The following is a 25,681-nucleotide window of genomic DNA, read 5'->3' on the forward strand; positions in this document are numbered from 1 at the left end:
CGCACGCTCACGCGAGCTGACCTCGTGCGCCCAGTCCCGGTTACTCACGGCCGGAGCGTGACCCTTCTCAACCGAAGTGCAATCCGCTCCCCCAGGTGGAGCCGATGTCCGAGATAGTACGGGACGATGCCCGGCCCGATCGGCCCAGAAAATATTCCTCCACAGGCTGTGGGTAGAGTTCTTGCAGCTCAAGCCTCATGTGCCCTGAATGGCCCGTGAGTTATCCACAGCTTGTGCACAAGCTGCACACACCCAGACGCGTCCTGTCCACAGGTTGTCCCGAGGCTCATCCACCGGGTTGCTTGAGCCCCCCACCTCGGGTTCCGTATGGTTGGCCCCCGACCGGCCCACGATGGCCCCCGATCGCCGGACCGGTCGTCGGCGAGCCGCCACGCCGGTGGCCGGCCGGACGCGATCCGACGCAGCGGAGGGGGAGCCGGTGTCGGTCACCGACGACATGCGAACAGAGTCACGGGCCAACGGGCAGTCATCCCCCCCTCCGGCCCAGCGGGACGGGCACTTCGACAAGACCCCGCCCCAGGACGTCGCCGCCGAGCAGTGCGTACTCGGCGGGATGCTGCTGTCCAAGGACGCCATCGCCGACGTCGTCGAGATCCTCAAGACGCACGACTTCTACCGGCCCATCCACGCGACCATCTTCGACACCATCCTGGAGATCTACGGCCGGGGCGAGCCGGCCGACCCGATCACCGTGGCGGCGGCGCTGGCCGACTCCGGCGACCTGGTCCGCATCGGCGGCGCGCCCTACCTGCACAGCGTGATCGCGAGCGTGCCGACGGCGGCGAACGCCGCCTACTACGCCCGGATCGTCGCCGAGCGGGCCGTGCTCCGTCGGGTGGTCGAGGCCGGCACCAGGATCGTCCAGCTCGGCTACGGCACCGCCGCCGGCGGCAGCCGCGACGTGGACGACGTCGTCGACCTCGCCCAGCAGGCCATCTACGATGTCACCGAGAAGCGGGTCACCGAGGACTTCGCGGTCCTCGCCGACATGCTCCAGCCCACCCTCGACGAGATCGAGGCGGTGGGCGCGCAGGGTGGCGTGATGACCGGCGTGCCGACCGGCTTCAGCGACCTGGACCGCCTCCTCAACGGCCTGCACCCGGGGCAGCTCATCATCGTCGCCGGAAGGCCCGGTCTGGGTAAGGCGCTCGCCCTCGACACCCCGCTGCCCACCCCCCAGGGGTGGACGACCATGGGCGAGGTCGAGGTTGGGGACCAGTTGCTCGGCGCCGACGGTACGCCGACCACTGTCACGGCCGCCTTCGACATCAGACACGACCGCCCGTGTCACGAGGTCGAGTTCTCCGACGGGTCGACCATCGTGGCCGATGCCGAACACCTGTGGAAGACCGACCACGCGGGCGTGGTGACGACCGCGCAGATCGCCGCGACGTTGCGAACAGGTGCGGAGAACCGGCTCAACCACGCCGTGGAGAACGCGCGACCACTGGCGCTTCCGCACCGTGACGATCTGCTCGTTCCTCCGTACACGTTGGGGGCGTGGCTGGGGGGCGGCACCTCCGCCGCCGCCGCGTTCACCACGGCCGACCCGGAGGTGGTCGCCTACGTCGAGGCCGACGGCTTCGTGGTCCGGCCGCTGGCGGCCACGATGCGGTACTCGATCGGGTTGCTTCCGCCGGCCCCGCTGGCCGACCGGGAGCACGGGTCGTTCACCGGTCGCCTGCGCACCGTCGGCGTCCTCGATGACCGGCACATTCCGGTGGCGTACCTGCGCGCGTCCGAGCAGCAGCGCCGCCAGCTCCTCGCCGGCCTGCTCGACACCGACGGGACGGTGACCCCCACCGGCTCGGTGCAGTTCCACGCCACCTCGCGGCAGCTCGCGGAGGACGCGTGTGAACTGGTCGTCAGCCTCGGCTACCGGTGCAGCACGACCACCAGCGAGGTGACGGGCCGGCACCCGGACCCGTCGGTGGCGCATGTCGTGGAGTTCACCACCGACGACGACGTGTTCCGCGTGGAGCGTAAGCGCATCGCGCACAAGGAACGGCGTACGGTCGCAGCCGGACCGGCCGGCACCGGCTCGCGGTACATCGTCGACGTCCGGCCGGTCCCCAGCGTGCCGGTGCGGTGCGTGTCCGTGGACAACGACGATCACCTGTACCTGGCGGGGCGTTCGATGATCCCGACCCACAACAGCACAGCCTCGATGGACTTCGCGCGCAATGCGGCGATTCGGGCCAACCAGGCCGCCGCCATCTTCTCGCTGGAGATGAGCAAGGTCGAGATCGTCATGCGACTTCTCTCGGCGGAGGCGCGGGTACCACTGCACGTACTGCGGAGCGGGCAGCTCTCCGACGACGACTGGACCAAGCTGGCCCGCTGCATGGGTGAGATCAGCGAGGCGCCGCTCTTCGTCGACGACACCCCGAGCATGAACCTGATGGAGATCAGGTCGAAGGCGCGGCGGCTCAAGCAGCGCCACGACCTGAAGATGATCGTGGTGGACTATCTCCAGCTCATGACCTCGCCGAAGCGTACGGAGAGCCGGCAGCAGGAGGTCGCCGACCTGTCCCGAGGGCTCAAGCTGCTCGCGAAGGAGGTCGAGTGCCCGGTCATCGCGGTGAGCCAGCTGAACCGTGGTCCCGAGCAGCGCACCGACAAGCGCCCTCAATTGTCGGATTTGCGAGAGTCTGGGTCAATTGAGCAAGATGCAGACGTGGTAATCCTGCTGCACCGGGACGACTACTACGACAAGGAGTCGCCCCGGGCCGGGGAGGCGGATTTCATCGTTGCCAAGCATCGGAATGGACCGACCGACACCGTGACCGTGGCCGCGCAACTCCACCTGTCGCGGTTCGTCGACATGGCGATCGTCTGACGGTCCGTTCCCGTCCCGCGATCCCGGGTCAGTCGGCGTCGAGCTGACGCGTCGCCGCCTCCACGGTCTGCGCCAGCAGGACCGCGATGGTCATCGGTCCGACCCCACCCGGAACCGGGGTGATCAGACTGGCCCGCTCACGGGCGGACGCGAAGTCGACGTCACCGACGTTGCCCGGGTTGTACCCGGCGTCGACCACCACCGCGCCGGGCTTGATGTCCGCGCCGGTGAGGAGGCGCGGTCGGCCGACGGCGGCGACCAGGACGTCGGCCTCCCGGGTGATGGCGGAGAGGTCGGTCGTCCGGGAGTGGCAGTAGGTGACCGTGGCGTCCCGCCCGAGCAGGAGCAGCCCGGCCGGTCTGCCCAGGATGGGGCTGCGCCCCACCACCACCGCGTGCTTGCCGGCCAGGTCGACCCGGTACTCGTCGAGCAGGCGCAGGATGCCGCCGGGGGTGCAGGAGACGAAGCCGGGCAGCCCGAACCCCATCGCGGCGAAGGAGTGCATGGTGACGCCGTCGACGTCCTTCTCGGGAGCGATGGCCTCGAAGGCGGCGCGTTCGTCGATGTGCGCCCCGACCGGGTGCTGGAGCAGGATGCCGTGCACGTCGGGGTCCCGGGACAGGGCGGTGATCGCCTCGACGAGGTCGTCGGTGGTGGTCGAGGCGGGCAGGGCGACGTGGCGGGATCTGATGCCGGCCTGCTCGCAGCGGTTGCGCTTCATCCGTACGTAGGTGACGGAGGCCGGGTCCTCGCCGACCAGCACGGTGGCCAGGCAGGGGGCGACGCCGGTGCGTCGCCGCAGGTCGGCGGCGGTGGCGGAACTGGTGTCGACGATGCGCCGGGCGAGGTCACGGCCGTCCATCAGTCGGGCCGGGGGCGTCTGGGCCATGGGGCACTCCTGAACCTCGTGGAGGGTCGCCCAGGCGTACGGCATCGACGGTCGTCGGGCCGCTCCCCGGTGGTGCTCCACCTCAACGCCAGTAACGGCCCGCTCCACAGTGTACTCGCCCGGTGGGGCGGTCCCGGCTCAGCCGCGCCGGCCGGGACCGCCCCCGCCGGCAGCCTGCCGTCTCGCGCGGCGGGAACCAGTCGGGCCGGGGCGACCGGACCGTGGATCTGGTCCGGTCGCCCCGGCCCGGATCAGCCGTAGGGCCACGGGGCGGGTCAGCCCGGAGAACTGTCGGGCCGGCCGCTGACAGCCTTCACCGTACCCGGCCACCCGGGGTGTGCCGGGCGGGTCGGTGCAGGGGCGCCGCGTGGATCAGCCGAAGAAGTCGCCGAGGAAGCCGTGCTGCTTCTTGCGGCGGTAGTGCCCGTGGTAGCCGTAGTGCTGCTGGCCGTGGCCGCTGTAGGCGGGTGCGGGGGCGGCCGGGTAGCCCGGCGGGGGTGGGGGCGGCGGCACGGCGCCGTACCCGGGCTGGTGCGGCGCGGCACCGGGCGGCGGGGGCGGTGGGGGAGCGTATCCGCCCGGCTGGCCGGGGCCGCGCCCCGGTGCCTGGCCGGGGGGCGGCGGCGCGCCCGGGATGGCGGGGTTCTGCTTGTTCCAGTTCGCCTCCGCCTCGAACAACTTCTCGAGTTCGCCGCGATCGAGGAAGATTCCCCGGCAATCGCCGCACTGGTCGACGACGACTCCGCTGCGCTCGTACTGGCGCATGTCTCCTTGGCACTTGGGACAGGTGAGCTGCATTTCTCGACGGTACCCGGTGTCGGGGGCATCTGCGCTGTGCCGGGTGTCGCCGCTGCCGGGTGTCCACCCCGTCCGGCCGGCGGGGCACCGCTGGTCAGGGAGCCGTTCGACGTCAGGACGACGCGGCGAGCGCCGCGGTGACCTCCTGGTCGGAGACCTCGTGGAAGTCGTCGTAGTAGCGGCTGACCGCGCCGAAGTCGGCGGGTGTCTGGACGCAGACGACCTGGTCGGCCTCGGCGGCGAGCATGTCGCACGCCTCCTGGGAGCCGACCGGCACGGCGACCACGACGCGGCGGGCACCGAGGTGACGGGCCACCTGGACGGCGGCGCGGGCGGTGGCACCGGTGGCGAGGCCGTCGTCGACGAGGACGGCGGTCCGGCCGGTCAGGTCCAGCGGTGGACGGCCGGTCCGGTAGAGCTCTTCGCGGCGCTCCAGTTCGGCCTGTTCGCGGCGGACGACCTCGGCGACCTCGTCGGGGCTGATCCGGCTGGCCACCGCGTCGTTGAGGACCCGCACGTCGGCGGGGCCGAGCGCGCCGAATGCCACCTCGGGTGCCCAGGGCATACCGAGTTTGCGGACCACCAGGACGTCGAGGGGCGCGTCGAGCCGGTCGGCGACCACCCGGGCGACCGGGACACCGCCCCGGACGAGCCCGAGGACGACGACGTCCGGCTGACCGGCGAGCCCGTCGATCCGGTCGGCGATCGCTCCGCCGGCTTCGGCGCGGTTGCGGTAGGTGGTCATGCCTCAGGTCTACGCCCTGTCGGCTGGTCCCGCAGCAGAGTCGACCGAAGAGGGGTTCTCGGGTTCGGCGGGTCGGAGGGCGGGGGCCCAGACCAGGAGGGCCAGCGGGTAGAGCAGGTACCCGAAGCGGGTGGTCGGCATCAGGGCGATCGCGGCGAGCAGTCCGTACCCGCAGACGAGGGCACTGGCGGCGGCGGTGCGGGGCGGGTGGCGCAGCAGGTGGACGGCGATCGCCAGTCCGGCCGCGACCAGGAGGCCGGCGGCGACGGCCCGGCCGGCGGGCAGGCCGGTGGCGATCAGGTGGCCGGGGAACGGGGACTGGGCGGGACTGGTGACGAGGCCCTGGCCGAGCGGGAAGCGCAGGACGTTCTCGACCAGGGCGTCGTGGTCGACGAGGAGGGCGGGTAGGAGGGCGGCGGCGGGCAGACCGAACGCGCCGACGGCGAAGCGTCCCCCGGCGCGGCGGGTGACGGCCCAGAAGAGCAGGACGAGGGCGATCGGCCAGGCGAACAGCTTGAGCGCCCCGGCGAGGCCGACGGCGATTCCGGCGCGGCCGGGGTGACCGGCGGCGGCGTGGGCGAGGGCGAGCAGGCAGAGCGCGAGGACGGGCAGGTCGTCGCCGCCGGTGGCGAGGGTGAGCGCGCAGACCGGCAGGACGGTGGCGGCCTGGACGGCGCGGAGCAGGACGCCGTTGGCGGTGCGGTCGCGCAGCGCGCGGACGGCGAGGGCGAGGGTGAGCGCGGTGGCCAGGGCGAACCAGACGCGCGCGTCGGTCCACCAGGCGTCGAGGGCGGCCCGGGGCAGGCCGAACAGGGCCATGCCGGGTTGGTACGGCGTGTAGCCGAGCAGTTGTTCCCCCGGCGGCAGGGCGGCGATGGCGTCGTGACCGAGATAGGGGGTGCCGTCCTGGAGCAGCCGTGCGCCGGAATGCTCGACGACGACGACCTCCTCCTGGGCCCGGTCGGTGCGCCCGGCGGACCGTTGCGCGGCCTGCCAGCCGATCGGAAGCAGAGCGGTGGTGGTCCAGGCCAGGGCGGTGACCGCCGCGCGGGCGGTGGTGCCGGCCAGTGGGCTGTCGGGGCGACGTCGGTGGGTGAGGAGCTGTCCGGTGGCGAGGAGGGCGGCGACCAGGTAGCCGATCCCGGCGACCGCACCCCACGCCCGGTGGGGCGGCAGGGTGGAGGTGACGGCGGTGATCCCGGCGAAGGCGGCCGAGGCGGCGTAGAGGCCGAGGTCGAGGGGGAGTCCGCCGGCCGCGCCGTCGATCGCCTGCCAGCTCCGGCGGGCGCGGGAGCTGGCCGGGGTGCGCTGCCCCGGGGGTGTGGAGCTGCTGTGGGGCGTGGGCCGACTGGTCACGCGGGAGAGTGTGGCAGACGGTCCGTCCGGTTCCGTCCGTTCGGTCGGCGGCCCGGGGCGAGGCGGATCACCGCGCCCGCGTCGTGCAGGGGTGGGGCCAGGGTGCCGGGCCGGCCGCCGGCTCCCCGGTGGAGGGCGGCGAGGAACCGGCTGGCGGGCATCGGGCGGGCGAAGAGGTGGCCCTGGCCGGCGACACAGCCGAGTTCCCAGAGTGCGCGGCGCTGCGGTTCGCTCTCCACGCCCTCGGCGACGACGGTGAGGTCGAGGCTGCGCCCGAGGTCGAGGGTGGAGCGGATGACGGCGGTCGCCTCGGCGGAACTCTCCATGTCGGTGACGAAGGTCCGGTCGATCTTGATCTCGTGCACCGGGATGCGGGAGAGCAGCGAGAGCGAGGAGTAGCCGGTGCCGAAGTCGTCCAGGGCGAGCCGGACGCCCTCGTCGCGGAGCCGGCCGAGGACCCGGTCGACGATGTCGAGCTGGCTGAGCGTGAGGTTCTCGGTCAGCTCCAGCATCAGCCGGTCGGGGGGGAGTTCGTGGGCGCGCAGCCGGGCGAGGACCGAGCCGGGGAAGCGGGCGTCGAGCAGGCTGCGCGGGGAGACGTTGACCGCGACCGGGATGTCGAATCCGGCCTCCCGCCAGTCGACGAGGGCGAGAAGGGCCTGGTCGAGGACGGCCTCGGCGAAGGCGGGGAGGTGACCGGAGCGTTCCACGGCCTCCAGGAAGCGGGCCGGGTCGACGGTGCCGTTGGTGGGGTGGTGCCAGCGGGCGAGGGCCTCGGCGCCCACCACCTCGCCGCTGGCGAGATCCACGATGGGCTGGAAGTGGACCGCGAACTCGTGGTCGGCGACGGCCCGGGGCAGGTCGCCGCCGAGGGCCAGCCGGCCGAGGTCGGCGGTGTCCCGGGCGGGGGTGTAGCTGGCGATCCGCTGGCCGTTGCGCTTGGCCTGGTACATGGCGACGTCGGCGCGGCGGAGCAGTTCGGCCATGCCGCCACTGCCCGGTGCGGCGGCGATGCCACCGCTGGCCTCGACGCTGATCCGCATGCCGTCCAGGTCGAAGGGTTCGTGCAGGGCGCTGAGCAGCGCCTCGGTGCGGTGGGTGGCCATCGCCGGGGCGGGCAGCCCGCGCAGGAGGACGGCGAACTCGTCGCCGCCGAGCCGGGCCACCAGGTCGTCCTCCCTGGTCGCCTCGCGCAGCCGGGCGGCGACCTGCACCAGGATCCGGTCCCCGGCGGCGTGCCCGAGGGTGTCGTTGATCTCTTTGAAGTGGTTCAGGTCGATCAGTGCGAGAGCGGTGACGCCGTCGGCGTGGCGGCTGTTGAGTTGGGCGCTGCCCTGGTCGAGCAGGTGTCGCCGGTTGGCCAGGCCGGTGAGGGCGTCGTGGGTGGCGGCGTAGGCGTGGTCGGCGGCGGCGCGGGCCAGCTCGGCGTACGCCTGGGCGTTGCGGACCGCCGTGCACAGGGCCGAGGCGAAGGTCCGCAGGGTGTACTGCTCGCGTTCGTTGAGGCGTACCGGGCCGCGGAAGCGTAGGCGTAGCACGCCGACGTCGAGGGTGCGGTCGTGTCCTTCGAGCGGGATGGGGATGACCGAGCCGCCCACGGCGGTGGGTTCGGCCACCGGGCCGTCGTAGGTGATCGCGTGGCTGTTGCCGCGCACCCTGCGCGGGCCGTCGTGCAGCTCGACCTCGACCTCGTCGGCGGAGAAGAGCTCGGCGGCCTGGGTGACCGCGGTGGCGAGCACCCGGTCGAGATCCACCGAGTTGAGCGCGTCGGTGGTGCGGGCGAGCCGCTGCCAGGCCTGCTGTTCGGTGCGGGTCTGGATGCGGTGCGAGTAGGCCAGGTGCAGGCTGAGCACGAGGGGCGGTACGGCCAGCAGCAGCTTGGTGTCGGCCTGGAGGATGACCAGGGTGCAGAGGGCGACCACGAAGCGCACCGCGAAGCCGGTGAGGCGCAGGTCGAGGTTGCTGCGGAACTGGCGGGAGACGCGGGTGCGGGAGGCGAGCGCGATGACCGGGATGGCCAGCAGGTCGTCGACGAGGGCGGCGGCCAGGTAGGCGACGGCCACGGGTACGACGAGGTCGGTGATCCCGGCCGGCGGCCACGACCAGCCCAGCGCGACGAGGACGAGGCCGGCGGTCCCGGCGACCAGCACGTTCTTGCCGATGCCGAAGGCCATCTTGATGGCGGGCAGCTTGCGCGAGCCCAGGGCGACGCCGAGGCCGGTGCAGAGAATCACCCACGGTGTCGGGGCGACAGCGATACCGATGATGATTGCCGTTTCGTTCCAACTGATCGAATGCGTGGTCGACCGGATACGAATTCGGGCCTTCGTCGACGCGCTGACGAAGATCATGAGGGTGAGCATCACCAGTAACGCGACGTCACTGGCGGTGGTCGGGAGTCTGGTGAGCACGGCGACGCAGACCGCCGCCAGTTCGACGCCCAGGGCCACCACGACGACGAGACCGACAAGCAGTCGAAGCTGCCGATCGGTCTCATTCATGTGTCGCCTGAGAACAGCCACAGTTCGTCCCCGGGGTTCGCTGGCCTCTGCAGCGTACCGCAGGGAATGTTTGCTTCCCGGGTCTAATTCACTCCCACTCGCTGCCGCGCATGGCCCGACCCTTTCTGCCCTCCGGCCCGCCTGGGGTGCCGGTTCCTGCCTGCTCTACCGGTAGCTTAGGCAGGGATAAGGGAGGTTAGGTACGATAAATGTCGCTATATGCAACATTAGTTAAGAGTCTGACCTTTTGTTACTTTCCGTTCATCCGGCCTACGCGGAGCGGCGCGACCCGCTTTCGCTCCGCATTCAAACTGTCGCGTGACGCTGCCGAATGCGCACCGCCGAGTCGGAGGGATGACCGGCCTCGTCCGGCGCACCCGGGTGACCGGACGGTCACCCACGGGTGGAGAAGAGGGCCGACACGACTCGCCGATGACGGTCATTGTGGGGTACCTCTGATCCTCCGGAATTGCCCGGCAAGCGGAGAGTAATCGGGGCACGGTCATCGTGGAGTGGTCGGGTCCGGTGGGTGACGGCGGTGCGTGGACACCTTTAGTGTGCATCTTCGGGCAGTTCCTGGTGGGTGCGGACCCCGCCCGGAGTGAACAACTCCACCCTCGTCCCGCAGCCGGGCGCGGTGACGCACCGGGCGGGCCGGCGGCGTTAGGCTCACGGGCGTGACCGAACCCCCGCAGCTGACGCATCTCGACCCGGCGGGCGCGGCCCGCATGGTCGATGTCTCCGCCAAGCCGGTCTCCGGCCGCCGGGCCGTCGCCGCCGGTCGGCTGCGCACCACGGCCGAGGTGATCGGCCTGCTCCGGCGGGACGGCCTGCCCAAGGGCGACGCGTTCGCCGTGGGTCGTCTCGCCGGCATCATGGGCGCCAAGCGCACACCGGACCTGATCCCGCTCTGCCACCCGATCGCCCTGCACGGGGTGACCGTGGACTTCGCGCTGACCGAGGAGACGGTGGAGATCACCGCGACCGCGCGGACCGCGGACCGGACCGGGGTGGAGATGGAGGCGCTCACCGCGGTCGCCACCGCCGGGCTCGCCCTGGTCGACATGGTCAAGGCCGTCGACCCGGCGGCCTCCGTCGACGCGGTACGCGTACTGCGCAAGGAGGGCGGCAAGAGCGGCGACTGGCAGCGGCCGGCGGACCGGCCGTGATCCGGGCCCGCGTGATCGTGGCGTCCAACCGCGCCGCCGCCGGGGTGTACGCCGACACCAGTGGTCCTGTCCTCGTCGCCGGCCTCCGGGACCTCGGATGCACGGTCGACGACCCGGTGGTGGTGCCCGACGGCGATCCGGTCGGCCGGGCCCTGCGCGCCGCGGTCGCCGACGGCGTGGACGTCGTGCTGACCAGTGGCGGCACCGGCGTCACCCCCACCGACCGGACCCCGGAGGTCACCCGGGAGGTCCTCGACCACGAGATTCCCGGCATCGCCGAGGCGGTCCGCGCGTACAGCCGGGCCGCCGTTCCCACCTCGGTGCTCTCCCGGGGCCTCGCCGGGGTGGCCGGACGGACCCTGGTGGTGAACCTTCCCGGCTCCACCGGCGGGGCCCGGGACGGACTGGCCGTGCTCGGCCCGATCCTCGCCCACACCGTCGACCAGCTGCGCGGTGGCGACCACTGACTCGTGCCGGCCCCGTCGGCGGGCCTGCGGCCCAGCGGAGGCCCGCCGGGAACCCCGGGCCCCGATAGGGTGGTCCGCGTGAGCGCGCGCAGTGAGCTGACCGGAGACACCACCGTCGGGGATCCGGGCGGCGCGCCCCCGCCGGCCGGCTGGGAGGAGGCCCGCGCCCGGGTCTACGCGGTCGGCCTGGCCGCCGTGCTCCCCGTGGTCACCCGGCCGCTCGCCGAGGCCGACGGGCACACCCTCGCCGAGCCGCTGACCCCCCGGGCCGACCTGCCCGCCTTCCCCACCTCCAGCGTGGACGGCTGGGCGGTGCGCGGCACCGGACCGTGGCGCGTCGTCGGCCGGGTGCTGGCCGGCAACACCCCGGAGGCCCTGACCGAGGACGGTACGACGGTCGAGATCGCGACCGGCGCGATGGTGCCCGAGGGCACCTCCGCCATCCTCCGGATCGAGGAGTCCACGCGCACCGCCGACGATCGGGTGGACGGCACGCCCCGGTCGGCACCCGAGTGGCGACCGACGGGCGAGGAGGCGCGGGCCGGCGAGGAACTCCTGCCCGCCGGCACCCCGGTCGACCCGGGACTGATCGGGCTGGCCGCCTCCTGCGGCCACGACTCGCTGACGGTCCGCCGGCCACCCCGGGCCGCGCTGATCGTGTTCGGGGACGAACTGCTCACCACCGGCCCGCCCGGTGCCGGCCGGGTCCGCGACGCGCTCGGCCCGGCCGTGCCGGCCTGGCTGCGGCGGTACGGCTGCCAGGTGCCCGCCTCCGACGTCGTCGGCCCGGTCGCCGACACGCTCCCGGCGCACGTGGCCGCCCTGCGTACGGCCCTGGCCAGGGCCGATCTGGTCTGCACCACCGGCGGGACGATGCACGGGCCGGTCGACCACCTGCACCCCGCCCTCCGGGCCCTCGGCGCCGACTACGTGGTCAACACCGTTGCGGTCCGGCCCGGATTCCCGATGTTGCTGGCCCGGCTGGTCGGCGACGACGGTCGGGCCCGCTTCGTCGCCGGGTTGCCCGGCAACCCGCAGTCGGCGATCGTCGCGCTGGTTTCGTTGGTGGCTCCGCTGCTCGCCGGGCTCCGGGGCCGGCCGATGCCGACGCTGCCGTACGCCACCCTGGCCGAGCCGGTCCGGGGCCGGGGCTCCTACACCCATCTGGCCCTGGTCCGGCTGGACGCCGCGACCGGCACCGCCCATCCGGTCCGCCACGTCGGCTCGGCGATGCTGCGCGGGCTGGCCGGCGCCGACGGCTTCGCGGTGATCCGGCCGGACACCACCGGTGAGGCCGGGGCACGCGTACCGGTCGTGCCACTGCCCCTGCTGCCCGGGGAGCGTACGTCGTGACCGTCCCGCCGACCGCCGACCGTACGGTGATCGCCGAGGTCACCACGGCGCCGCTGGACGTCGCCGCCCACGAGGCGGCGGTCGCCGACCGGCGGGCCGGTGCCGTGGTCGCCTTTCAGGGCGTGGTCCGCGACCACGACCACGGCCGGTCGGTGCGCGCGCTGGAGTACGAGGGACATCCCAGCGCCGGCGAGGTGCTCCGGTCGGTGGCCGCCGAGGTGGCCGCCGACCCGGACGTGTACGCGGTCGCCGTGTCGCACCGGATCGGACCGCTGGAGATCGGGGAGGCCGCTCTGGTCGCGGCGGTCAGCACGGCCCACCGGGCCGCTGCCTTCGCCGCCTGCGCGCGCCTGGTCGACGAGGTGAAGGCGCGGTTGCCGATCTGGAAGCGGCAGGTCTTCGCCGACGGCACCGAGGAGTGGGTCGACTGCCCGTGACCGGGCGGCCCCGGCGACCCGTCGGGAACGGGGAGGCGCGGCCGGTGCGGGCCGGCGGATCAGGCGCCGGAGCGTCGGTCGGTGGGGGCGCCGCCGGTCAGCGGCGGACGGCCAGGTCGGGGCGACCCAGCCGGTCGGCGTAGAAGGCCGGCTCGGCGCCGGGCCGCCAGGGCAGGGCTGCCACCAGCACGATCAGCGCCAGGGCCAGCGAGTTCTCCATCAGCGCGCCGAACAGGCCGTCGGCGTAGTGCGACACCTCGGGGAGCTGGTGCTCGTACGGCCAGATCGGTGAGACCAGGAAGATCAGGTAGAGCAGGACCGCGGCGGCCCCGTGGCGGAACCCGGTCATGGTCGGGTACCAGATCGGCGGGCGCAGGCCGTTGACCCCGGGTGGGCCGCCGTACGACGACGCCGCCCCGGACCGCTGCATCGGGCCCCGGATCGCCTCACGCCGGCGCAGGGCGGCGTCGGCCAGCACGACGATCGCCGGGATGACCCAGACCAGGTGGTGCGTCCAGGAGATCGGGCTGATCACGTTGGTGGTGAGCCCGACCAGGGTGAACGCGGTCAGCTCGTCGCCGTCGGCGCGCGCGTTCATCGCCCGGGAGAGACCGAGCGCGAGCATCAGCACCGCGAAGGCCAGCCAGAGCAGTCCCGGCGTCTCGATCGAGTCGTAGAGCCGGGCCAACAGCCCGGCCAGGGACTGATTGGGGGTCATGTCGGCCGCGCCGACCCGCTCGGTCTGCCAGAGCACCCGGGCGAAGTACGCGCGCGACTCCGTACCGGCCAGCGTGAACATGCCCAGCGTGACGCCGGTCGCGGTGGCGATCGCGGTCGCCGCGGCCCGCCACTGCCGGGTGATCAGCAGGTACACGATGAACAGCGCCGGGGTGAGCTTGATCGAGGTGGCCAGCCCGATCCCCGCACCGGCCCAGACACCGCTGAACACGAACCGGCGCAGCGGTCCGTCGTCCCGGCGGTACCGGGTGCCCCGCCGGGCGCGCCAGCGCAGGCCGATCAGGTCGGCCATGACCAGCGCGAAGAGCAGCAGGTTGACCTGGCCGTAGCCGAGCGTCTCACGGACCGGCTCGATGGCGACCGCGAGCGGCACCGCGACCGCGACCACGAACCAGAGCGGCTGCCCGATCCGGTCCACGACCGGTCGGAGCAGACCGGCCAGGACGACCGCCAGCGCCGCGGTGCTGCCGAGCGCGTTGAGCCAGCCCGCAGCCCCGACCGGCAGGTGCGCCATGGGCAGCATGACCAGTCCGCCGAAGGGCGGGTAGGTGAAGCCGAGGGTGGTGTCGGGGGCGATGAAGTCGTACAGCTCGTTGCCGTTGGCCCACCAGACCATCGCGCCGTGGTAGATCTTCATGTCGAAGAAGTTGTACGGCCGACCGAACGCGCCGACGGCGAGCCAGGCCGTGTAGACCGCGGCGGCCACGATGCCCAGCCGGACGGCCGTGCGGCGGTCGAACCCACGGGCTGCACGGCGCACGGGGGCGAGTCGGTCCGCCCGTCTCCCGACGGTCGCCGGCATGGTGTGGCCACCCCCGTACCAACCTCGTCCTGTCCGTCCAGGTCCCGCACGGAGCCTAGAACGGTGCCTCACGTTGATGCCTCCCGCGTTATGCGACCGTGTCCGATCCCACACCAGTTTTTGACATTTCCACCGCGTTAACGCCTCGCGGGGGGTTCAGGTGATTAGCGGCCTTAGCGGGGGGTGAGGCCTTGGACGAGGGAGTGCCCGGCCAGGTCAGCCGGGCTGTGGACCCGTCGCGCGCGGGGTGGGTCGGGGTGGCGTCTGTCAGCCGGGGAGCCGACGGGCCGCCGCCGCCGTCCGTACGGCCAGCCGGGTCTCCCGGCGGGCGGTCCGCACCGCGCGCTGCACCGAGCGTCGGGAGTGGCCGATCCGGTGCCCGGCACGCCAGCGCAGACTCGGCCGGCCCTGGGTGTCCGCCGCGGCGAGCAGTAGCCCGCCGAGCAGCCCGAGGTTCTTCAGGAAGTGCACCTGGTGGTTGGTGCGCGTGGCCGGGTCGTCGTGGGTCCAGAAGGGATGACCGGCGACCGTGGTCGGCACCAGCGAGCCGGCCAACAGCAGCGCGGCGGGCCGGGTGAGGTGCCCGGTGGCGAGCATCAGCCCGCCGGCCATCTGCGCCGCGCCGTTCGCCCGGACCAGCGTCTCGGCGTCGCTGGGCAGGCTTCCGCCGGTCTGCTCGAGCAGGGGGGTGAGCCGGTCGGTGACCGGCTTGGCCTGCGCGGTGAACTGGGCCGGGTTGCGCAACTGCTGGACCCCGCTGGCCAGGAAGATGCCGCTCAGCAGGACACGGGCGAGGGAGCGTACGGGTTTCATGGCTCAGTCATACCCCGTGGCGGCCAGGATCATGGCTGCAACGGTCGATCTGGCCGCGATGTCCCGTCCCGGAGGCGCGTCCGCCACCGGGGCGGACGCCGGCACGCCGATCGACGCGCCCGTCCCGGATGGACCGGTCGGGAGGGGTAACGTCCCCCGAGTGACCACGCTGCGGCTGCGACCCGAGGGCCCCGCCGACGTCGACCCGGTCCGCCGGGTGCTCGCCGGCGCCTTCGCCCGCCCCGACGTACCGGTCCCGCCCGAGGTGGGGCTGGTCGACGAGCTGCGCGACAGCGATGCCTGGCTCCCCCAACTGGCCATGGTCGCCGAGTACGGCGGCGAGGTGGTCGGCTACGCCCTGCTGACCCGGGTACGCGTCGATCCCGGCCAGTTCCCGGCGCTGGTGCTCGGGCCGGTCGCGGTGGCACCGCACCGGCAGCGGATCGGCCTCGGCGCCTCGGTCGTGCAGGCCGCCCTGGAGGCGGCCACGGAACTCGGCGAGCAGCTGGTCGTGGTGCTCGGCGACCCGGCCTACTACCGCCGGTTCGGGTTCGACCGGGCGGAGCGGCTGGGGCTGTCGAGCCCCTGGTCCGGCCTGGGCGAACCGTGGCAGGCCCTGGTGCTGCCGCCGACCGTCAGCGGCGCGGCCGGGGTGCCCCGGGGCGAGGTGGTCTTCCCGCCCCCCTGGTCCCGCGTCTGAGCCACCGCGTGCCCGGGGCGGGCTGTCTCCCGCGCCGTGTCGGCCGGTGGCCCGTGCGCCGCGTCGGCCGGTGGCCCGTGCCGCCTCGCTCCGTGGTGGCCGGTCAGCCCGGCTGGGTCCGCAGGTAACGGCCGAAGTGCGGGACGGTGAACGCCACCGTGCCCCGCTCTCCGGAGTAGATCAGCCCCTTCTTGATCAGCGCGTCCCGGGCCGGGGAGAGGCTGGCCGGCTTCCGGTCCAGGGCGCGGGCGATCTCGGCGGTCGGCACCGCCGCGTCCATGTCGTCCCGGGCCTCGCCCGGGTCGCCGTCGACCCGGGACAGGGTCGCCATCGCCCGCATGTACTCCCGCTCGGCCGGGGTGGCCCGCTCGAACCGGGAACCGAAGAAGCCCACCGCCAGCTCCGCCTCGGCCTCGGGCGCGGCCACCCGGACGTCGGCGGCGGTGATCGGCGATCGGGGCGCGTGGTCCCAGGTGGCCTTCCCGTACGCCTGGACGAAGTAGGGGTAGCCGCCGGAGGACTCGTAGAGCAGGTCCAGCGCCTTCGGCTCGTACTCCACCTCCTCCCGCGCGGCCGGGGCGCAGAGCGCCTGGTCGGCGGCGATCCGGTCGAGCCGGTCGATGCGCTGGTAGCGGTAGAGCCGTTCGGAGTAGGACTTCGCGGCGCTGAGCACCGCCGGCAGGTGCGGCAGTCCGGCGCCGACCACGATCAGCGGTGCGCCGAGCTGGGACAGCTCGTGGCAGGCGGCGCAGAGCGCGCTGACGTCCTCCGCGCCGACGTCCTGCATCTCGTCGATGAAGACCGCGATGCCGGTGCCGACGTCGGCGGCCACACTCGCGGCGTCGGTGAGCAGCTCCACCAGGTCGATCTCGATGTCCCCGGAGTCGGCCCGTCCGCTGCTGGCCGGCACGTCGATCCCCGGCTGCCAGCGGTCCCGCAGTCGCGGCGCGCCGGCCCTGCCGCCCGTCGAGGCCGCAGCACGCTGGGCGAACGCCCTGAGTACGCCGAGGAAGGCGTCGATCCGTTCGGGGGCGCGGTGCCGGGGCGCGAGTTCCCGGACCGCCATGTGCAGGGCGGCCGCCACCGGACGGCGCACCGACTGGTCCGGCCGTGCCTCGATCTTGCCGGTGCCCCAGAGCCGGCCGATGGCCGCCGAACGCAGGGTGTTGAGCAGGACGGTCTTGCCCACCCCGCGCAGGCCGGTGAGCATCAGGCTCCGCTCCGGACGGCCCCGGGCGATCCGCTCCAGCACGATGTCGAAGACGTCCAGTTCCCGCCCCCGGCCGGCCAGCTCGGGGGGACGCTGCCCGGCGCCCGGGGCGTACGGGTTGCGGACCGGATCCACGTCTCGCACCGTATCGGGCCGTCTAGCGCCGCAGCTAGAGATACGTAGAGGACGGCATCGGCGTGTCTCGCCGAGGACGGTGTCGAGTGGAAACTAGGGCCGTCTAGCGTCCACGCTAGACAGCCCTAGTTTCGGTTAGCGGGGTCCGGGCGGTGACCCGGCCAGCCGCACGGTCAGCGCAGCTTCAGGCAGAGTACGAAGTCGAGGGTGTCCAGCTCGCTGTTGTAGAAGTACCAGTCGGTGTACCCGGTCACGTCGGCGCACTTCGCCTCGGCGTCCTTCTCGCCGCTGGTCGCCCCGTCGAACCGGCGCAGCACCTCGTAGGTCTTCGGCGCGCACGTGCTGATCAGCAGTTTCGGCCGGCCGCCCGCCGGACCGTCGTTGCGGACGCACTGGCCCGCCTTCGCGAAGCGGGGGTCGGCCGACGACTCGGGGGCCAGGGCGCTCGGCGAGACGTCCGCCGCTCCGTCCGGCTGACCGGCGGGTGGCCCGGACGGCGTGGCCGTGACCGGGGACGGCGCGGTGACCGGCGGTGGGTCGGCCTCGTCGGCGCGCGTGAGCTGGAACAGGGCCGCGCCGCCGCCGAGCACCAGCAGCACCAGCACGGCCAGCACCGCGACCGTCCGGCCCCGCCCGCCGGAACGCCGGGGCCGATCCGCCGGCTGCGGGGCATACCGGTCCGGTCCGTCGCCCAGGTACGCCGGCTCCCCGCCCGGGTACGTCCCGGCCGGCACGGGGCCGTCGGCCCAGGGTCGGCCGGGCGCCTGCTGCCGCCCGTCGTGCCAGGGCTCCTGCCATGGCCCGTCGTGCCAGGGGCGGCCGGGTCCCTGCTGCCGGCCGTGCTGCCAGGGCTCCTGCGGTCGGCCGTTGCCCCACTCGTCGCCCCACGGCCGGCGGTCGTCGCGGAACTGGTCACCGGACCCAGGGCGGCCGTCGTCTGCCGGGCGGCGCCCGGCGCCCGGATAGCCTCCGGCCCCCGGCGGATCGTCGCCAGGGCGGTGACCGCCGCGCCACGGGTACGACTCGTCCGGCGGTTCGTGCCACGGCTCCGGGCGGTTCGCACCCGGTGGTCCGTAGTTCGCCATGCTCGCCTCCTGGGCACGAGTGGTCGGCGGCCGGACAGCACGCAGGCGCCCGCCGCCCTGGTCACGGTAGCGTGACTAACCGGCTCCGCTCACGCCCTACGTGTGCGTCGACCCGTACGACGGCTCGCCACGTCCCACCTCGTCCGCAGTGACCGCCGGTCACGCCCGACACGTGGCATCAGGCGACGCAGAACTCGTTGCCCTCGGGGTCCCGCATGACGACATGCCCGAGAACGTCGCCGTACCACTCCTCGCGGACCACCGTCGCGCCGGCGGCAACGAGCGCGGGTACTTTCTCCCGGATCAGCCGGGCGCGCTCGGCCCTGTCCCAGGGGCCCGGACCGGCCACCCGGATATCGATGTGCACACGGTTCTTGGTGGACTTGCCCTCGGGCACCTTGCGGAAGGCAATGGCCGGGCCCCGGCCGTCCGGGTCGACGATGGACGCGTTGTCGGGCTCGTCGAAGCCGGATTCCTTGACATAGCCGAGGGCCGACACCCAGAAATCAGCGATCCGCTGGGGATCGTCGGCATCGCACGCCAAGGTCCAGAAAGTGCTCACGGCGCCACCGTACGCTCGCGGGACCTTCGCTCGTAGCCATCACCACCGGGCACACCGGGTGGCCCGCTCCCGGTACCTGCGGCAGGCGGTCCCTCGACCCGGGTGACCTCGGTGACCTCATGCCCGACGGCCCGCGCCGCGAGCACATCATGGCCAAGAGCCTCGTCGGCCAGCGGTCGGCCGCCGAGCGGGGGACTCCGGACGGAGGCCGCCCAGCCCGCCGCCGACGGGACGGCTGGCCCGCCGCCGGACGCCGAGGTCACCCGGCTGCCCGGATCCGGTGGTCGTTCACATCAGCCGGAGCTGGCGGTCCTTCGGCCGGGCCGGCTCCTCGCCGCCGAGCCGCTCGAAGAGGCCGGGATCGATCACGTCGAGGAAGGGCGTCGGGCGGCAGTCGCGTTCCGACCCGTGCCGGGCCCGGCGGGCGGCGTGGCTGACGTAGAGCCGGTCCTGGGCACGGGTCAGTCCGACGAAGAACAGCCGCCGCTCCTCGGCGACGTCGTCCTCGTCCGGCGTCGAGCCGGGCCAGCGCAGCGGCAGCAGCCCGTCCTCGCAGCCGACCAGGAAGACCACCGGGAACTCCAGGCCCTTCGCGGCGTGCAGGGTGAGCAGGGTGACCGCCTCGGCCCGCGGGTCCAGGGCGTCCACCTCCGCGCCGGTGGCGAGCTGGGTCAGGAACAGCGGCAGGTCGTCACCGCAGCGCCGGGCCAGCGGGGTGAGCAGGTCGACCGCGGTGCGGACGTCCTCGGGCCGGACCGAGCCGGTGGAGTCCAGGGTGGGCGTGGCGAACCGGTCGGCGAGGACCTGCCCGACCAGGCGTACCCGGGCCGACAGGCCACCGTCGAGCCCGTCGGCGTGTCGCAGCTCGCGGGCGATCGCCGCCACGCCGGGCCGGTCCCGCAGCCGGTCGTGCGAGCGCTTCTGCACCGGGATGTTCGCCCGGACCAGGGCGTCCAGGATCGGGGCCGCCTGGGCGTCGGTGCGGTACAGCACGGCGATGTCGGAGAAGGAGACCGTCGAGCTCCGCCCGTCGATCCGGCCGGAGTCCAGCGACCGGTGGGACAGGCCACCGACCAGCTCGTCGATGGTGCGTACCAGGAAGTCGGCCTCGTCGGCGACGGTGGCCGCCGGGTAGCGGCCGACCAGCGGTGCCTCCGGGTCGAGTCGGGCCGGGTCCAGCCGGCGGCCCCGGACCAGCGAGGACGGCGCGATGGCCTGCACCGCCGCCGCCAGGATCGGTGCCGACGAGCGGTAGTTGCGGTTCAGCCGGACCAGCCGGGCGTCGGTGAAGTCCTCGGAGAAGCGGAGGAAGTAGCCGACGTCCGCCCCCCGGAACGAGTAGATCGCCTGGTCCGGGTCGCCGATCGCGCAGAGGTTGCCGTCCGCCGGGCTGAGCAGCCGCAGCAGCTCGTACTGGACGGCGTCGACGTCCTGGTACTCGTCGACGAAGATCCACCGCCACCGGTCCCGGTACCGCTGCACCAGCTTCCGGTCGGCGCGCAGCAACTCCACCGGCAGGGTGAGCAGCTCGTCCAGGTCGACCAGTTGCTGTTTGCGCAGCAGGTCGGTGTAGGCGGTCACATCCTCGCCGGCCTCGGCACGGGCCGCCGTCCGGTCCGCGTCGTCGGCGATCCGGAAGTCCGGCGGCAACCCCGCCGCCTCGGCGTTCTCCCGCAGGATGGCCAGCCCGAGCGAGTGGAACGTGCCGACGGTGACGTCCTCGGCGACCGGCCCGAGCAGCCCGTCCAGCCGGTGCCGCAGCTCCTCGGCGGCCCGCCGGGTGAAGGTGATCGCCAGGCAGGTCTCCGGGAAGACGTTCAGCTCGGCGCAGAGGTAGGCGATCCGGTGGGTCAGCGTGCGGGTCTTGCCGGTGCCCGGACCGGCGACGATCAGCAGCGGACCGCCCGGCGCGGAGGCGGCCACCCGCTGCATCGCGTCCAGCCGGTCCAGCAGGCCGGTGCCGACCTCCTCCATCCCGGCGAGCATCGGCTCGAACGGCTCGTGCGGGGAGGGCGCGGGCGCGATCGGCGGGGCGGGTACGGCCGCCTCGCGCGCCGGCCGCCGTTTCGGCTCCGCCTTCGCCGGGCTCTTGGCCCGGGGCGTGGCCGCCGGCTCCTTCGGCGAGCGCTGCTTCGGCACCGGTACGTCGAACAGCGTCTCCTGTCCGGCCGACCCGCCTGCCGCGCCCAGCTCGGCGGGGTCGAACAGGGTGATCACCCCGTACTCGCCGTCGAAGCCCGGCATCCGGCGCACGTCGCCGCGCCGGAGCCGGCCGATCCCCTCGGCGAGCAGTTCCCCGCCGACCCGCTGGATCTCCGGCAGCGGGGTGGTGGTCAGGATCTCCAGCTCCGGGCCGAGCGCGGCGACCAGCTCGTTGAGCTTTCCGCCGACCTTCTTCGACCGGGGCCCGACCTTGTTGATCTCGCCGAGGATCTCGGCGAGCGGCACCAGGTGGGTGACGTCGTGGGCCCGCTCCGGGCGGTGCCCGTCGGGCCGGTCGGCCAGCTCCTCGACCCGGCTGAGCACACCGACGGTGAGCGGCCTACCGCACTCCGGGCAGCGCCCGTCGGCCGCCCGGGTCTGCTCGGGGGACCAGTTCACCCCGCAGACCCGGTGCCCGTCGGCGTGGTACTTCCCCTCCTCGGGGAAGAACTCGATCGTGCCGGCCAGACCGTCGCCGGTACGCAGCGCATCCCGGATGGCGAAATAGTCCCGGCCGGTGGCGAAGACCGTCGCCTCGCGGGCCAGTGCGGGCGGCGAGTGCGCGTCCGAGTTGGACACCAGCCGGTACGCGTCGAGGCTGGCCACCCGCCAGTTCATCGCCGGGTCGGAGGAGAGGCCGGTCTCCACGGCGAAGATGTGCCCGGCCAGGTCGGCGTAGCAGTCGGCGATCGCGTCGAAACCGGACTTCGAGCCGAGCGCGGAGAACCAGGGCGTCCAGATGTGCGCGGGGACGAGGTACCCGTCCGGGCTCGCCTCGAGGGTGATCTCCAGGAGGTCCCGGGAGTCCAGCCCGAGGATGGGCCGGCCGTCCGAGCCGAGGTTGCCGATCCGGCCGAGGGCGGCGTTGAACCGGGCCACCGCGTCCAGGTCCGGCAGGTAGATCAGGTGGTGCACCTTGCGGGTCCGGTCGCCCCGCTTGTAGATCGTGGAGATCTCCACGCTGAGCATGAACCGGACCGGGTCCGCCTCGGCTGCGTCGGCCAGCCGGGGCGGCAGCCGGCGGGCGATGTCCCGCTCGGCCTCCGGGCCGAGCCGGTACAGGCCGGGCTCGGCCGGATGCAGGGTCTCCCGCAGGTGGTCGTACCAGGCGGGGTGGGTGAAGTCGCCGGTGCCGAGTACGCCGATGCCCTTGCGCCGGGCCCACCAGCCCAGGTTCGGCAACGTCAGGTCGCGACTGCACGCCCGCGAGTACTTCGAGTGGATGTGCAGGTCCGCGACGAACGGCGAGGGGCCACCGGAGGGTGCGGCGCTGAACGGAGGCACGCCGCATCCTGTCACGCCCGCCCGGAGGCCCGCTCCCCGCCACGCGCGGCGGTGACGTGGGTAATCCCCGTAGACGCTCCGGCGCCCCGCCGTCGGACGTGCCGCCCCCGGTGCCGGCCGATCCGGGCGGGGTCAGCCGGAACGGAGTTCGACCAGGGTGATCTGGGGCTCCGCGCCGACCCGCACCGGCGGGCCCCAGAAGCCCGCGCCGTTGGTCACGTAGACCTTCGTGCCGTCCACCTCGCCGAGCCCGGAGACCACCGGCTGTTGGAGCCGGACGGCCAGGTTGAACGGCACGATCTGACCGCCGTGGGTGTGTCCGCTCAGTTGCAGGTCGACACCGAACTTCGCGGCGTCGAGCGCGGCCACCGGCTGGTGGGCCAGGAGCACCACCGGCCGGGCGGGGTCCCGGTCGCCGAGCGCCGCCGCGTAGTCCGGACCGGCGGCCAGGCCGGTGCCGCCCTCGCCGGACGGGTCGTTCACCCCGGCCAGGTCGAGCACCCCACCCCGGGCGACGATCTCCAGCCGCTGGTTCTGGAGGACCCGCAGACCCAGCCGGTCCACCTCCCGTACCCACTCCTCGACCCCGGAGTAGTACTCGTGGTTGCCGGTGACGAAGTAGCTGCCGTGGCGGGAGCGCAGGTCGCGCAGGGGGGCGGCGGCCTCGCCCAGCTCGGCGACGCTGCCGTCGACCAGGTCACCGACGACCGCGACCAGGTCGGCGTCGAGCCGGTTGATGGCGGCCACGATCCGCTCGGTGTGCGCCCGGCCCCGCAGCGGTCCGAGGTGGATGTCCGAGACGGTGGCGATGCGCAGACCGTCCATGCTCCGGGGGAGCTTGGCCAGCGGGATCTGTACCCGGTCGAGCTGGGGCGGGCCGAGCGCGGTGCGGATGCCGTACCCGGTCACGCCGGTGGCGGTGAGCCCGGCGAAGATCGCCGCGCTGCGGGCCAGCAGCAGCCGCCGGGACGGGTCGTGGTCGGGTTGCCCGACCGCGTCGGCGGCCGGCGGGTCGGCGGTGCCGGTGGCCCCCACCAGGGCCGGCTCGGGGGCAGCGGTGGTCGGCTCGGCGGCGGCGACCCGGCGGCGCAGCACCAGCCGTGCCACCAGCATCGGCACCTCCAGGACGACCAGGACCACCAGGAGGTAGAACATCACCGCCAGCCAGAGGTACCCGGGCCAGGCGAGCCAGTAGAGCCCGGCCTGGGTGCCGGCCATGGTCACCGGCACGAGCACCGCCAGCACCAGGGCGCTGACCGTGCCGATCCGCCGCCACCGGCCGGGGCGGGTGGTGTCCCGGACCAGCCGCCTCCACAGGTAGAAGTGGATCAGGCCGGTGACCAGGGCCAGGGTGCCCACGAAGCCCAGGACCGCCAACACGCCATGCCTCCCTCAGCCCCCGGCGAACGGGGGCAGGACGTCGATCGTGGCCCCGGCCGGGAGCGGGGTCCGCCGATCATGACAGGTCACGCCGTCGACCAGGAAACTCGCGGCCCGGAGCACTCGGGCGAGCCGGTCGCCGTGTCGCCCGGCCAGCTCGTCGAGGACCTCGTCGAGGGTACGCCCGGCGGCCGTGTGCTCCTCGGCGCGCCCGGCGGCGGCGCGGGCCCCGGCGAAGTAGCGGATGGTCACCTGCACGTCAGCCTCCGATCGCCGACATCGGTCGGGCGGGTTGCAGGAAGGTCGGGTCGTCGATGCCGTGTCCGGCGGCCTTGCCCCACATCGCGTGCCGCCAACGGCGGGCCAGGTCGGCGTCGTCCGCCCCGGCCCGCAGCGCCCCGCGCAGATCGGACTCGGAGGTGGCGAAGAGGCAGGAGCGGACCTGGCCGTCGGCGGTGAGTCGGGTGCGGTCGCAGTCGCCGCAGAACGGCCGGGTGACGCTGGCGATCACCCCGACCCGGGCCGGGCCGCCGTCGACCAGCCAGCTCTCCGCCGGGGCCGCCCCGCGGACGACCGGGTCGGCGCTCAGGTCGAACTCACCGGTCAGCGCGGTGAGGATCTCGTCGGCGGTGACCATGGCGGCCCGGTCCCAGCCGTGCTGGGCGTCCAGCGGCATCTGCTCGATGAACCGCAGCTCGTAGCCATGGGCCAGCGCGAAGCGGAGCAGGGCCGGCGCCTCGTCGTCGTTGGTGCCGCGCATCAGCACCGCGTTGACCTTGACCGGTCGGAGCCCGGCCGCCGCCGCCCCGGCCAGGCCGGCGAGCACGTCCGGGAGGCGGGGACGCCGGGTCAACCGGACGAACCGGTCGGGGTCCAGGGTGTCGAGCGAGACGTTCACCCGGTCCAGCCCGGCGGCCGCCAGCGCGGGCGCGACCCGGCCCAGCCCGATCCCGTTCGTGGTCAGCGTGATCCGGGGCCGGGGGTCCAGGGCCGCCACGGCGGCCACGATCCGGGTGAGCCCGGGGCGGATCAGCGGTTCCCCGCCGGTGAACCGCACCTCGGTCACCCCGAGCCGGCGGACCGCCACCCCGACCAGCCGGACGACCTCGTCGTCGGTGAGCAGGTCGGGCCCGGCCAGCCAGGGCAGCCCCTCGGCCGGCATGCAGTACGTGCAGCGCAGGTTGCACTTGTCGGTCAACGAGACGCGCAGGCTCCGGGCGGTGCGGCCGTACCGGTCGACGAGGCCGCCCGCGCCGGGCTGGTCTGCGCTCATCGTTCGACGGTAGCGCGACCGGAGGCTCCGTCGATCGCCGCTCGGGCGCACCGCCCGACCGCCTCGCGCCAGCTCGCGCCGAACAGCGCGGTGTGCACCAGCAACAGGTGGAGCTGGTGCAGCGGTACCCGTTCCCGCCATCCGTCGGCCAGCGGCCACGCCTCCCGGTAGGCGGCCAGGATCCGGTCCAGGTGGGGCGCGCCACCGAAGAGCCCCAACTGGGCGAGGTCGGTCTCCCGGTGGCCCCCGTGCGCGGCCGGGTCGACCAGCCAGGCCCGCCCGTCCAGGCCCCAGAGCAGGTTGCCCGGCCACAGGTCACCGTGGATCCGCGCCGGCGGCTCGTCGCCGCCGTACTCCCCGATGGTGTCGATCACCCGCTCCACCAGCGCGGTCTCGGTGGTGGTGAGCGCGCCGGCGTCCACCGAGCGCCGCAGGTACGGCAGCAGCCGGCGCTGCGCGAACCAGCTCGGCCACGGCCCCGGATCGGGGGCGTTGTCCTGGCCGAGCGCGCCGACGAAGCCGGGCCAGTCAGCCCCGAACGCCGGCGCGCCGCTGCGGTGCAGGGCGGCCAACTCGTGCCCGAACCGCTCGGCGGCGGCGGGCGTCGGCTCGCCGGGCTCGATCCACTCGAGCGCCAGCAGTTCCGGCAACGCCACCAGCACCTCGGGTACGGCCACCGCGTCCGCCTCGCGCAGCCAGCGCAACCCGGCGGCCTCGGCGTAGAAGAACCCCGCCGGGACCGGCTGGGCGGCTCCCTCGGGCCAGCTCTTGGCGAAGACCGAGTGCCCGTCGTCCAGGGTGAGCCGGGAGGCGGCACAGCTGCTCCCGCCGGAGACCGGCGTCTCCCGGATCCGCTGGTGGGTCAGGAAGGTCGGCAGGTGCGCCGGGTGTGCCCGCAGGTAGGCCAGGTCCATGTGCGCAA

At 73.7% G+C, this 25,681-nt stretch carries 21 protein-coding genes and 1 riboswitch; of the genes, 6 read left to right on the top strand and 15 right to left on the bottom strand.

Annotated elements, in window-relative coordinates:
* The first annotated feature begins 457 nt into the window (after positions 1-457).
* Entirely contained in the window at positions 458-2,860 is a 2,403-nt protein-coding gene (gene dnaB / locus AB0F58_RS05720) for a replicative DNA helicase (RefSeq protein ID WP_357138350.1), read from the top strand.
* A 28-nt stretch (positions 2,861-2,888) separates the two neighbouring features.
* On the opposite strand, the gene AB0F58_RS05725 is transcribed toward dnaB, so the two are convergent.
* From AB0F58_RS05725 to AB0F58_RS05745, 5 genes are all read right to left on the bottom strand, one after another.
* Positions 2,889-3,749, bottom strand: coding sequence for a bifunctional 5,10-methylenetetrahydrofolate dehydrogenase/5,10-methenyltetrahydrofolate cyclohydrolase (locus AB0F58_RS05725; RefSeq protein WP_357138353.1), 861 nt, complete (start codon positions 3,747-3,749; stop codon positions 2,889-2,891).
* A gap of 21 nt (positions 3,750-3,770) precedes the next feature.
* A riboswitch (ZMP/ZTP riboswitch) is annotated at positions 3,771-3,855 on the bottom strand.
* Between the two features lie 266 nt (positions 3,856-4,121).
* Positions 4,122-4,547, bottom strand: a complete 426-nt coding sequence (locus AB0F58_RS05730) for a zf-TFIIB domain-containing protein (protein ID WP_357138356.1) — start codon at positions 4,545-4,547, stop codon at positions 4,122-4,124.
* A 112-nt stretch (positions 4,548-4,659) separates the two neighbouring features.
* Positions 4,660-5,292: a phosphoribosyltransferase family protein gene (locus AB0F58_RS05735; protein ID WP_357138359.1), complete on the bottom strand. Its 633-nt coding sequence runs from the start codon at positions 5,290-5,292 to the stop codon at positions 4,660-4,662.
* A gap of 9 nt (positions 5,293-5,301) precedes the next feature.
* Complete coding sequence (locus tag AB0F58_RS05740; protein WP_357138755.1) at positions 5,302-6,558, bottom strand: glycosyltransferase 87 family protein; 1,257 nt, start codon at positions 6,556-6,558, stop codon at positions 5,302-5,304.
* Positions 6,559-6,644: 86 nt separating this feature from the next.
* The gene (locus AB0F58_RS05745) at positions 6,645-9,149 is read right to left on the bottom strand and encodes a bifunctional diguanylate cyclase/phosphodiesterase (protein ID WP_357138361.1); all 2,505 of its coding nucleotides are present in this window, start codon (positions 9,147-9,149) and stop codon (positions 6,645-6,647) included.
* A gap of 677 nt (positions 9,150-9,826) precedes the next feature.
* On the opposite strand from AB0F58_RS05745, the gene moaC reads away from it, so the two are divergent.
* The 4 genes from moaC (at position 9,827) to AB0F58_RS05765 (ending at position 12,575) form a co-directional block, all read left to right on the top strand.
* On the top strand, positions 9,827-10,318 hold the full coding sequence (gene moaC, locus AB0F58_RS05750; RefSeq protein WP_357138367.1) for a cyclic pyranopterin monophosphate synthase MoaC: 492 nt from the start codon (positions 9,827-9,829) through the stop codon (positions 10,316-10,318).
* A complete protein-coding gene (locus AB0F58_RS05755; RefSeq protein WP_357138370.1) occupies positions 10,315-10,785 on the top strand; it encodes a MogA/MoaB family molybdenum cofactor biosynthesis protein in 471 nt (156 codons plus the stop codon). The genes moaC and AB0F58_RS05755 overlap by 4 nt, the downstream gene beginning before the upstream one ends.
* A 96-nt stretch (positions 10,786-10,881) precedes the next feature.
* Complete coding sequence (locus AB0F58_RS05760; protein ID WP_357138757.1) at positions 10,882-12,138, top strand: molybdopterin molybdotransferase MoeA; 1,257 nt, start codon at positions 10,882-10,884, stop codon at positions 12,136-12,138.
* Positions 12,135-12,575: a molybdenum cofactor biosynthesis protein MoaE gene (locus AB0F58_RS05765; protein ID WP_357138373.1), complete on the top strand. Its 441-nt coding sequence runs from the start codon at positions 12,135-12,137 to the stop codon at positions 12,573-12,575. Before AB0F58_RS05760 ends, AB0F58_RS05765 begins: the two co-directional genes overlap by 4 nt.
* 97 nt (positions 12,576-12,672) lie before the next feature.
* On the opposite strand, the gene AB0F58_RS05770 is transcribed toward AB0F58_RS05765, so the two are convergent.
* Together AB0F58_RS05770 and AB0F58_RS05775 are read right to left on the bottom strand one after the other, a co-directional pair.
* On the bottom strand, positions 12,673-14,115 hold the full coding sequence (locus tag AB0F58_RS05770) for a glycosyltransferase 87 family protein (RefSeq protein WP_357138376.1): 1,443 nt from the start codon (positions 14,113-14,115) through the stop codon (positions 12,673-12,675).
* A 267-nt stretch (positions 14,116-14,382) separates the two neighbouring features.
* Entirely contained in the window at positions 14,383-14,928 is a 546-nt protein-coding gene (locus AB0F58_RS05775) for a DoxX family protein (protein WP_357138379.1), read from the bottom strand.
* Between the two features lie 160 nt (positions 14,929-15,088).
* Between AB0F58_RS05775 and AB0F58_RS05780 the strand changes: the two genes are divergently transcribed.
* A complete protein-coding gene (locus AB0F58_RS05780) occupies positions 15,089-15,628 on the top strand; it encodes an N-acetyltransferase (protein ID WP_357138382.1) in 540 nt (179 codons plus the stop codon).
* 103 nt (positions 15,629-15,731) lie between these two features.
* Here the strand turns inward: AB0F58_RS05780 and AB0F58_RS05785 are convergent, their stop codons facing one another.
* The 8 genes from AB0F58_RS05785 to AB0F58_RS05820 form a co-directional block, all read right to left on the bottom strand.
* Entirely contained in the window at positions 15,732-16,973 is a 1,242-nt protein-coding gene (locus tag AB0F58_RS05785; protein ID WP_357138384.1) for an ATP-binding protein, read from the bottom strand.
* A 173-nt stretch (positions 16,974-17,146) separates the two neighbouring features.
* Positions 17,147-18,058 carry a flagellar basal body protein FliL gene (locus AB0F58_RS05790; protein WP_357138388.1) on the bottom strand — a complete coding sequence of 304 codons (912 nt, stop codon included), beginning with the start codon at positions 18,056-18,058 and terminating at the stop codon, positions 17,147-17,149.
* A 178-nt stretch (positions 18,059-18,236) separates the two neighbouring features.
* Positions 18,237-18,620, bottom strand: a complete 384-nt coding sequence (locus AB0F58_RS05795) for a VOC family protein (RefSeq protein WP_357138391.1) — start codon at positions 18,618-18,620, stop codon at positions 18,237-18,239.
* Between the two features lie 288 nt (positions 18,621-18,908).
* Positions 18,909-22,106, bottom strand: a complete 3,198-nt coding sequence (locus AB0F58_RS05800) for a UvrD-helicase domain-containing protein (protein WP_357138394.1) — start codon at positions 22,104-22,106, stop codon at positions 18,909-18,911.
* A 132-nt stretch (positions 22,107-22,238) separates the two neighbouring features.
* Positions 22,239-23,486, bottom strand: a complete 1,248-nt coding sequence (locus AB0F58_RS05805) for a metallophosphoesterase (protein ID WP_357138397.1) — start codon at positions 23,484-23,486, stop codon at positions 22,239-22,241.
* Between the two features lie 12 nt (positions 23,487-23,498).
* Positions 23,499-23,744 carry a MoaD/ThiS family protein gene (locus AB0F58_RS05810; RefSeq protein WP_357138400.1) on the bottom strand — a complete coding sequence of 82 codons (246 nt, stop codon included), beginning with the start codon at positions 23,742-23,744 and terminating at the stop codon, positions 23,499-23,501.
* 1 nt (position 23,745) lies between these two features.
* Positions 23,746-24,759 carry a GTP 3',8-cyclase MoaA gene (gene moaA, locus AB0F58_RS05815; RefSeq protein WP_357138403.1) on the bottom strand — a complete coding sequence of 338 codons (1,014 nt, stop codon included), beginning with the start codon at positions 24,757-24,759 and terminating at the stop codon, positions 23,746-23,748.
* Positions 24,756-25,673 carry a fructosamine kinase family protein gene (locus AB0F58_RS05820; protein ID WP_357138405.1) on the bottom strand — a complete coding sequence of 306 codons (918 nt, stop codon included), beginning with the start codon at positions 25,671-25,673 and terminating at the stop codon, positions 24,756-24,758. Before AB0F58_RS05820 ends, moaA begins: the two co-directional genes overlap by 4 nt.
* Positions 25,674-25,681: the final 8 nt, after the last annotated feature.

This window comes from Micromonospora sp. NPDC023956 (assembly GCF_040639195.1).
Taxonomy (GTDB): Bacteria; Actinomycetota; Actinomycetes; order Mycobacteriales; family Micromonosporaceae; genus Micromonospora.

What these genes read in the sequence shown, in the direction of transcription:
- AB0F58_RS05725 (WP_357138353.1), bottom strand. Translation starts at nt 3,749, where the DNA reads ATGGCCCAGACGCCCCCGGCCCGACTGATGGACGGCCGTGACCTCGCC.
- AB0F58_RS05730 (WP_357138356.1), bottom strand. Translation starts at nt 4,547, where the DNA reads ATGCAGCTCACCTGTCCCAAGTGCCAAGGAGACATGCGCCAGTACGAG.
- dnaB (WP_357138350.1), top strand. Translation starts at nt 458, where the DNA reads ATGCGAACAGAGTCACGGGCCAACGGGCAGTCATCCCCCCCTCCGGCC.
- AB0F58_RS05790 (WP_357138388.1), bottom strand. Translation starts at nt 18,058, where the DNA reads ATGGCGAACTACGGACCACCGGGTGCGAACCGCCCGGAGCCGTGGCAC.
- moaA (WP_357138403.1), bottom strand. Translation starts at nt 24,759, where the DNA reads ATGAGCGCAGACCAGCCCGGCGCGGGCGGCCTCGTCGACCGGTACGGC.
- AB0F58_RS05775 (WP_357138379.1), bottom strand. Translation starts at nt 14,928, where the DNA reads ATGAAACCCGTACGCTCCCTCGCCCGTGTCCTGCTGAGCGGCATCTTC.
- AB0F58_RS05735 (WP_357138359.1), bottom strand. Translation starts at nt 5,292, where the DNA reads ATGACCACCTACCGCAACCGCGCCGAAGCCGGCGGAGCGATCGCCGAC.
- AB0F58_RS05770 (WP_357138376.1), bottom strand. Translation starts at nt 14,115, where the DNA reads ATGCCGGCGACCGTCGGGAGACGGGCGGACCGACTCGCCCCCGTGCGC.
- AB0F58_RS05820 (WP_357138405.1), bottom strand. Translation starts at nt 25,673, where the DNA reads ATGGACCTGGCCTACCTGCGGGCACACCCGGCGCACCTGCCGACCTTC.
- AB0F58_RS05745 (WP_357138361.1), bottom strand. Translation starts at nt 9,149, where the DNA reads ATGAATGAGACCGATCGGCAGCTTCGACTGCTTGTCGGTCTCGTCGTC.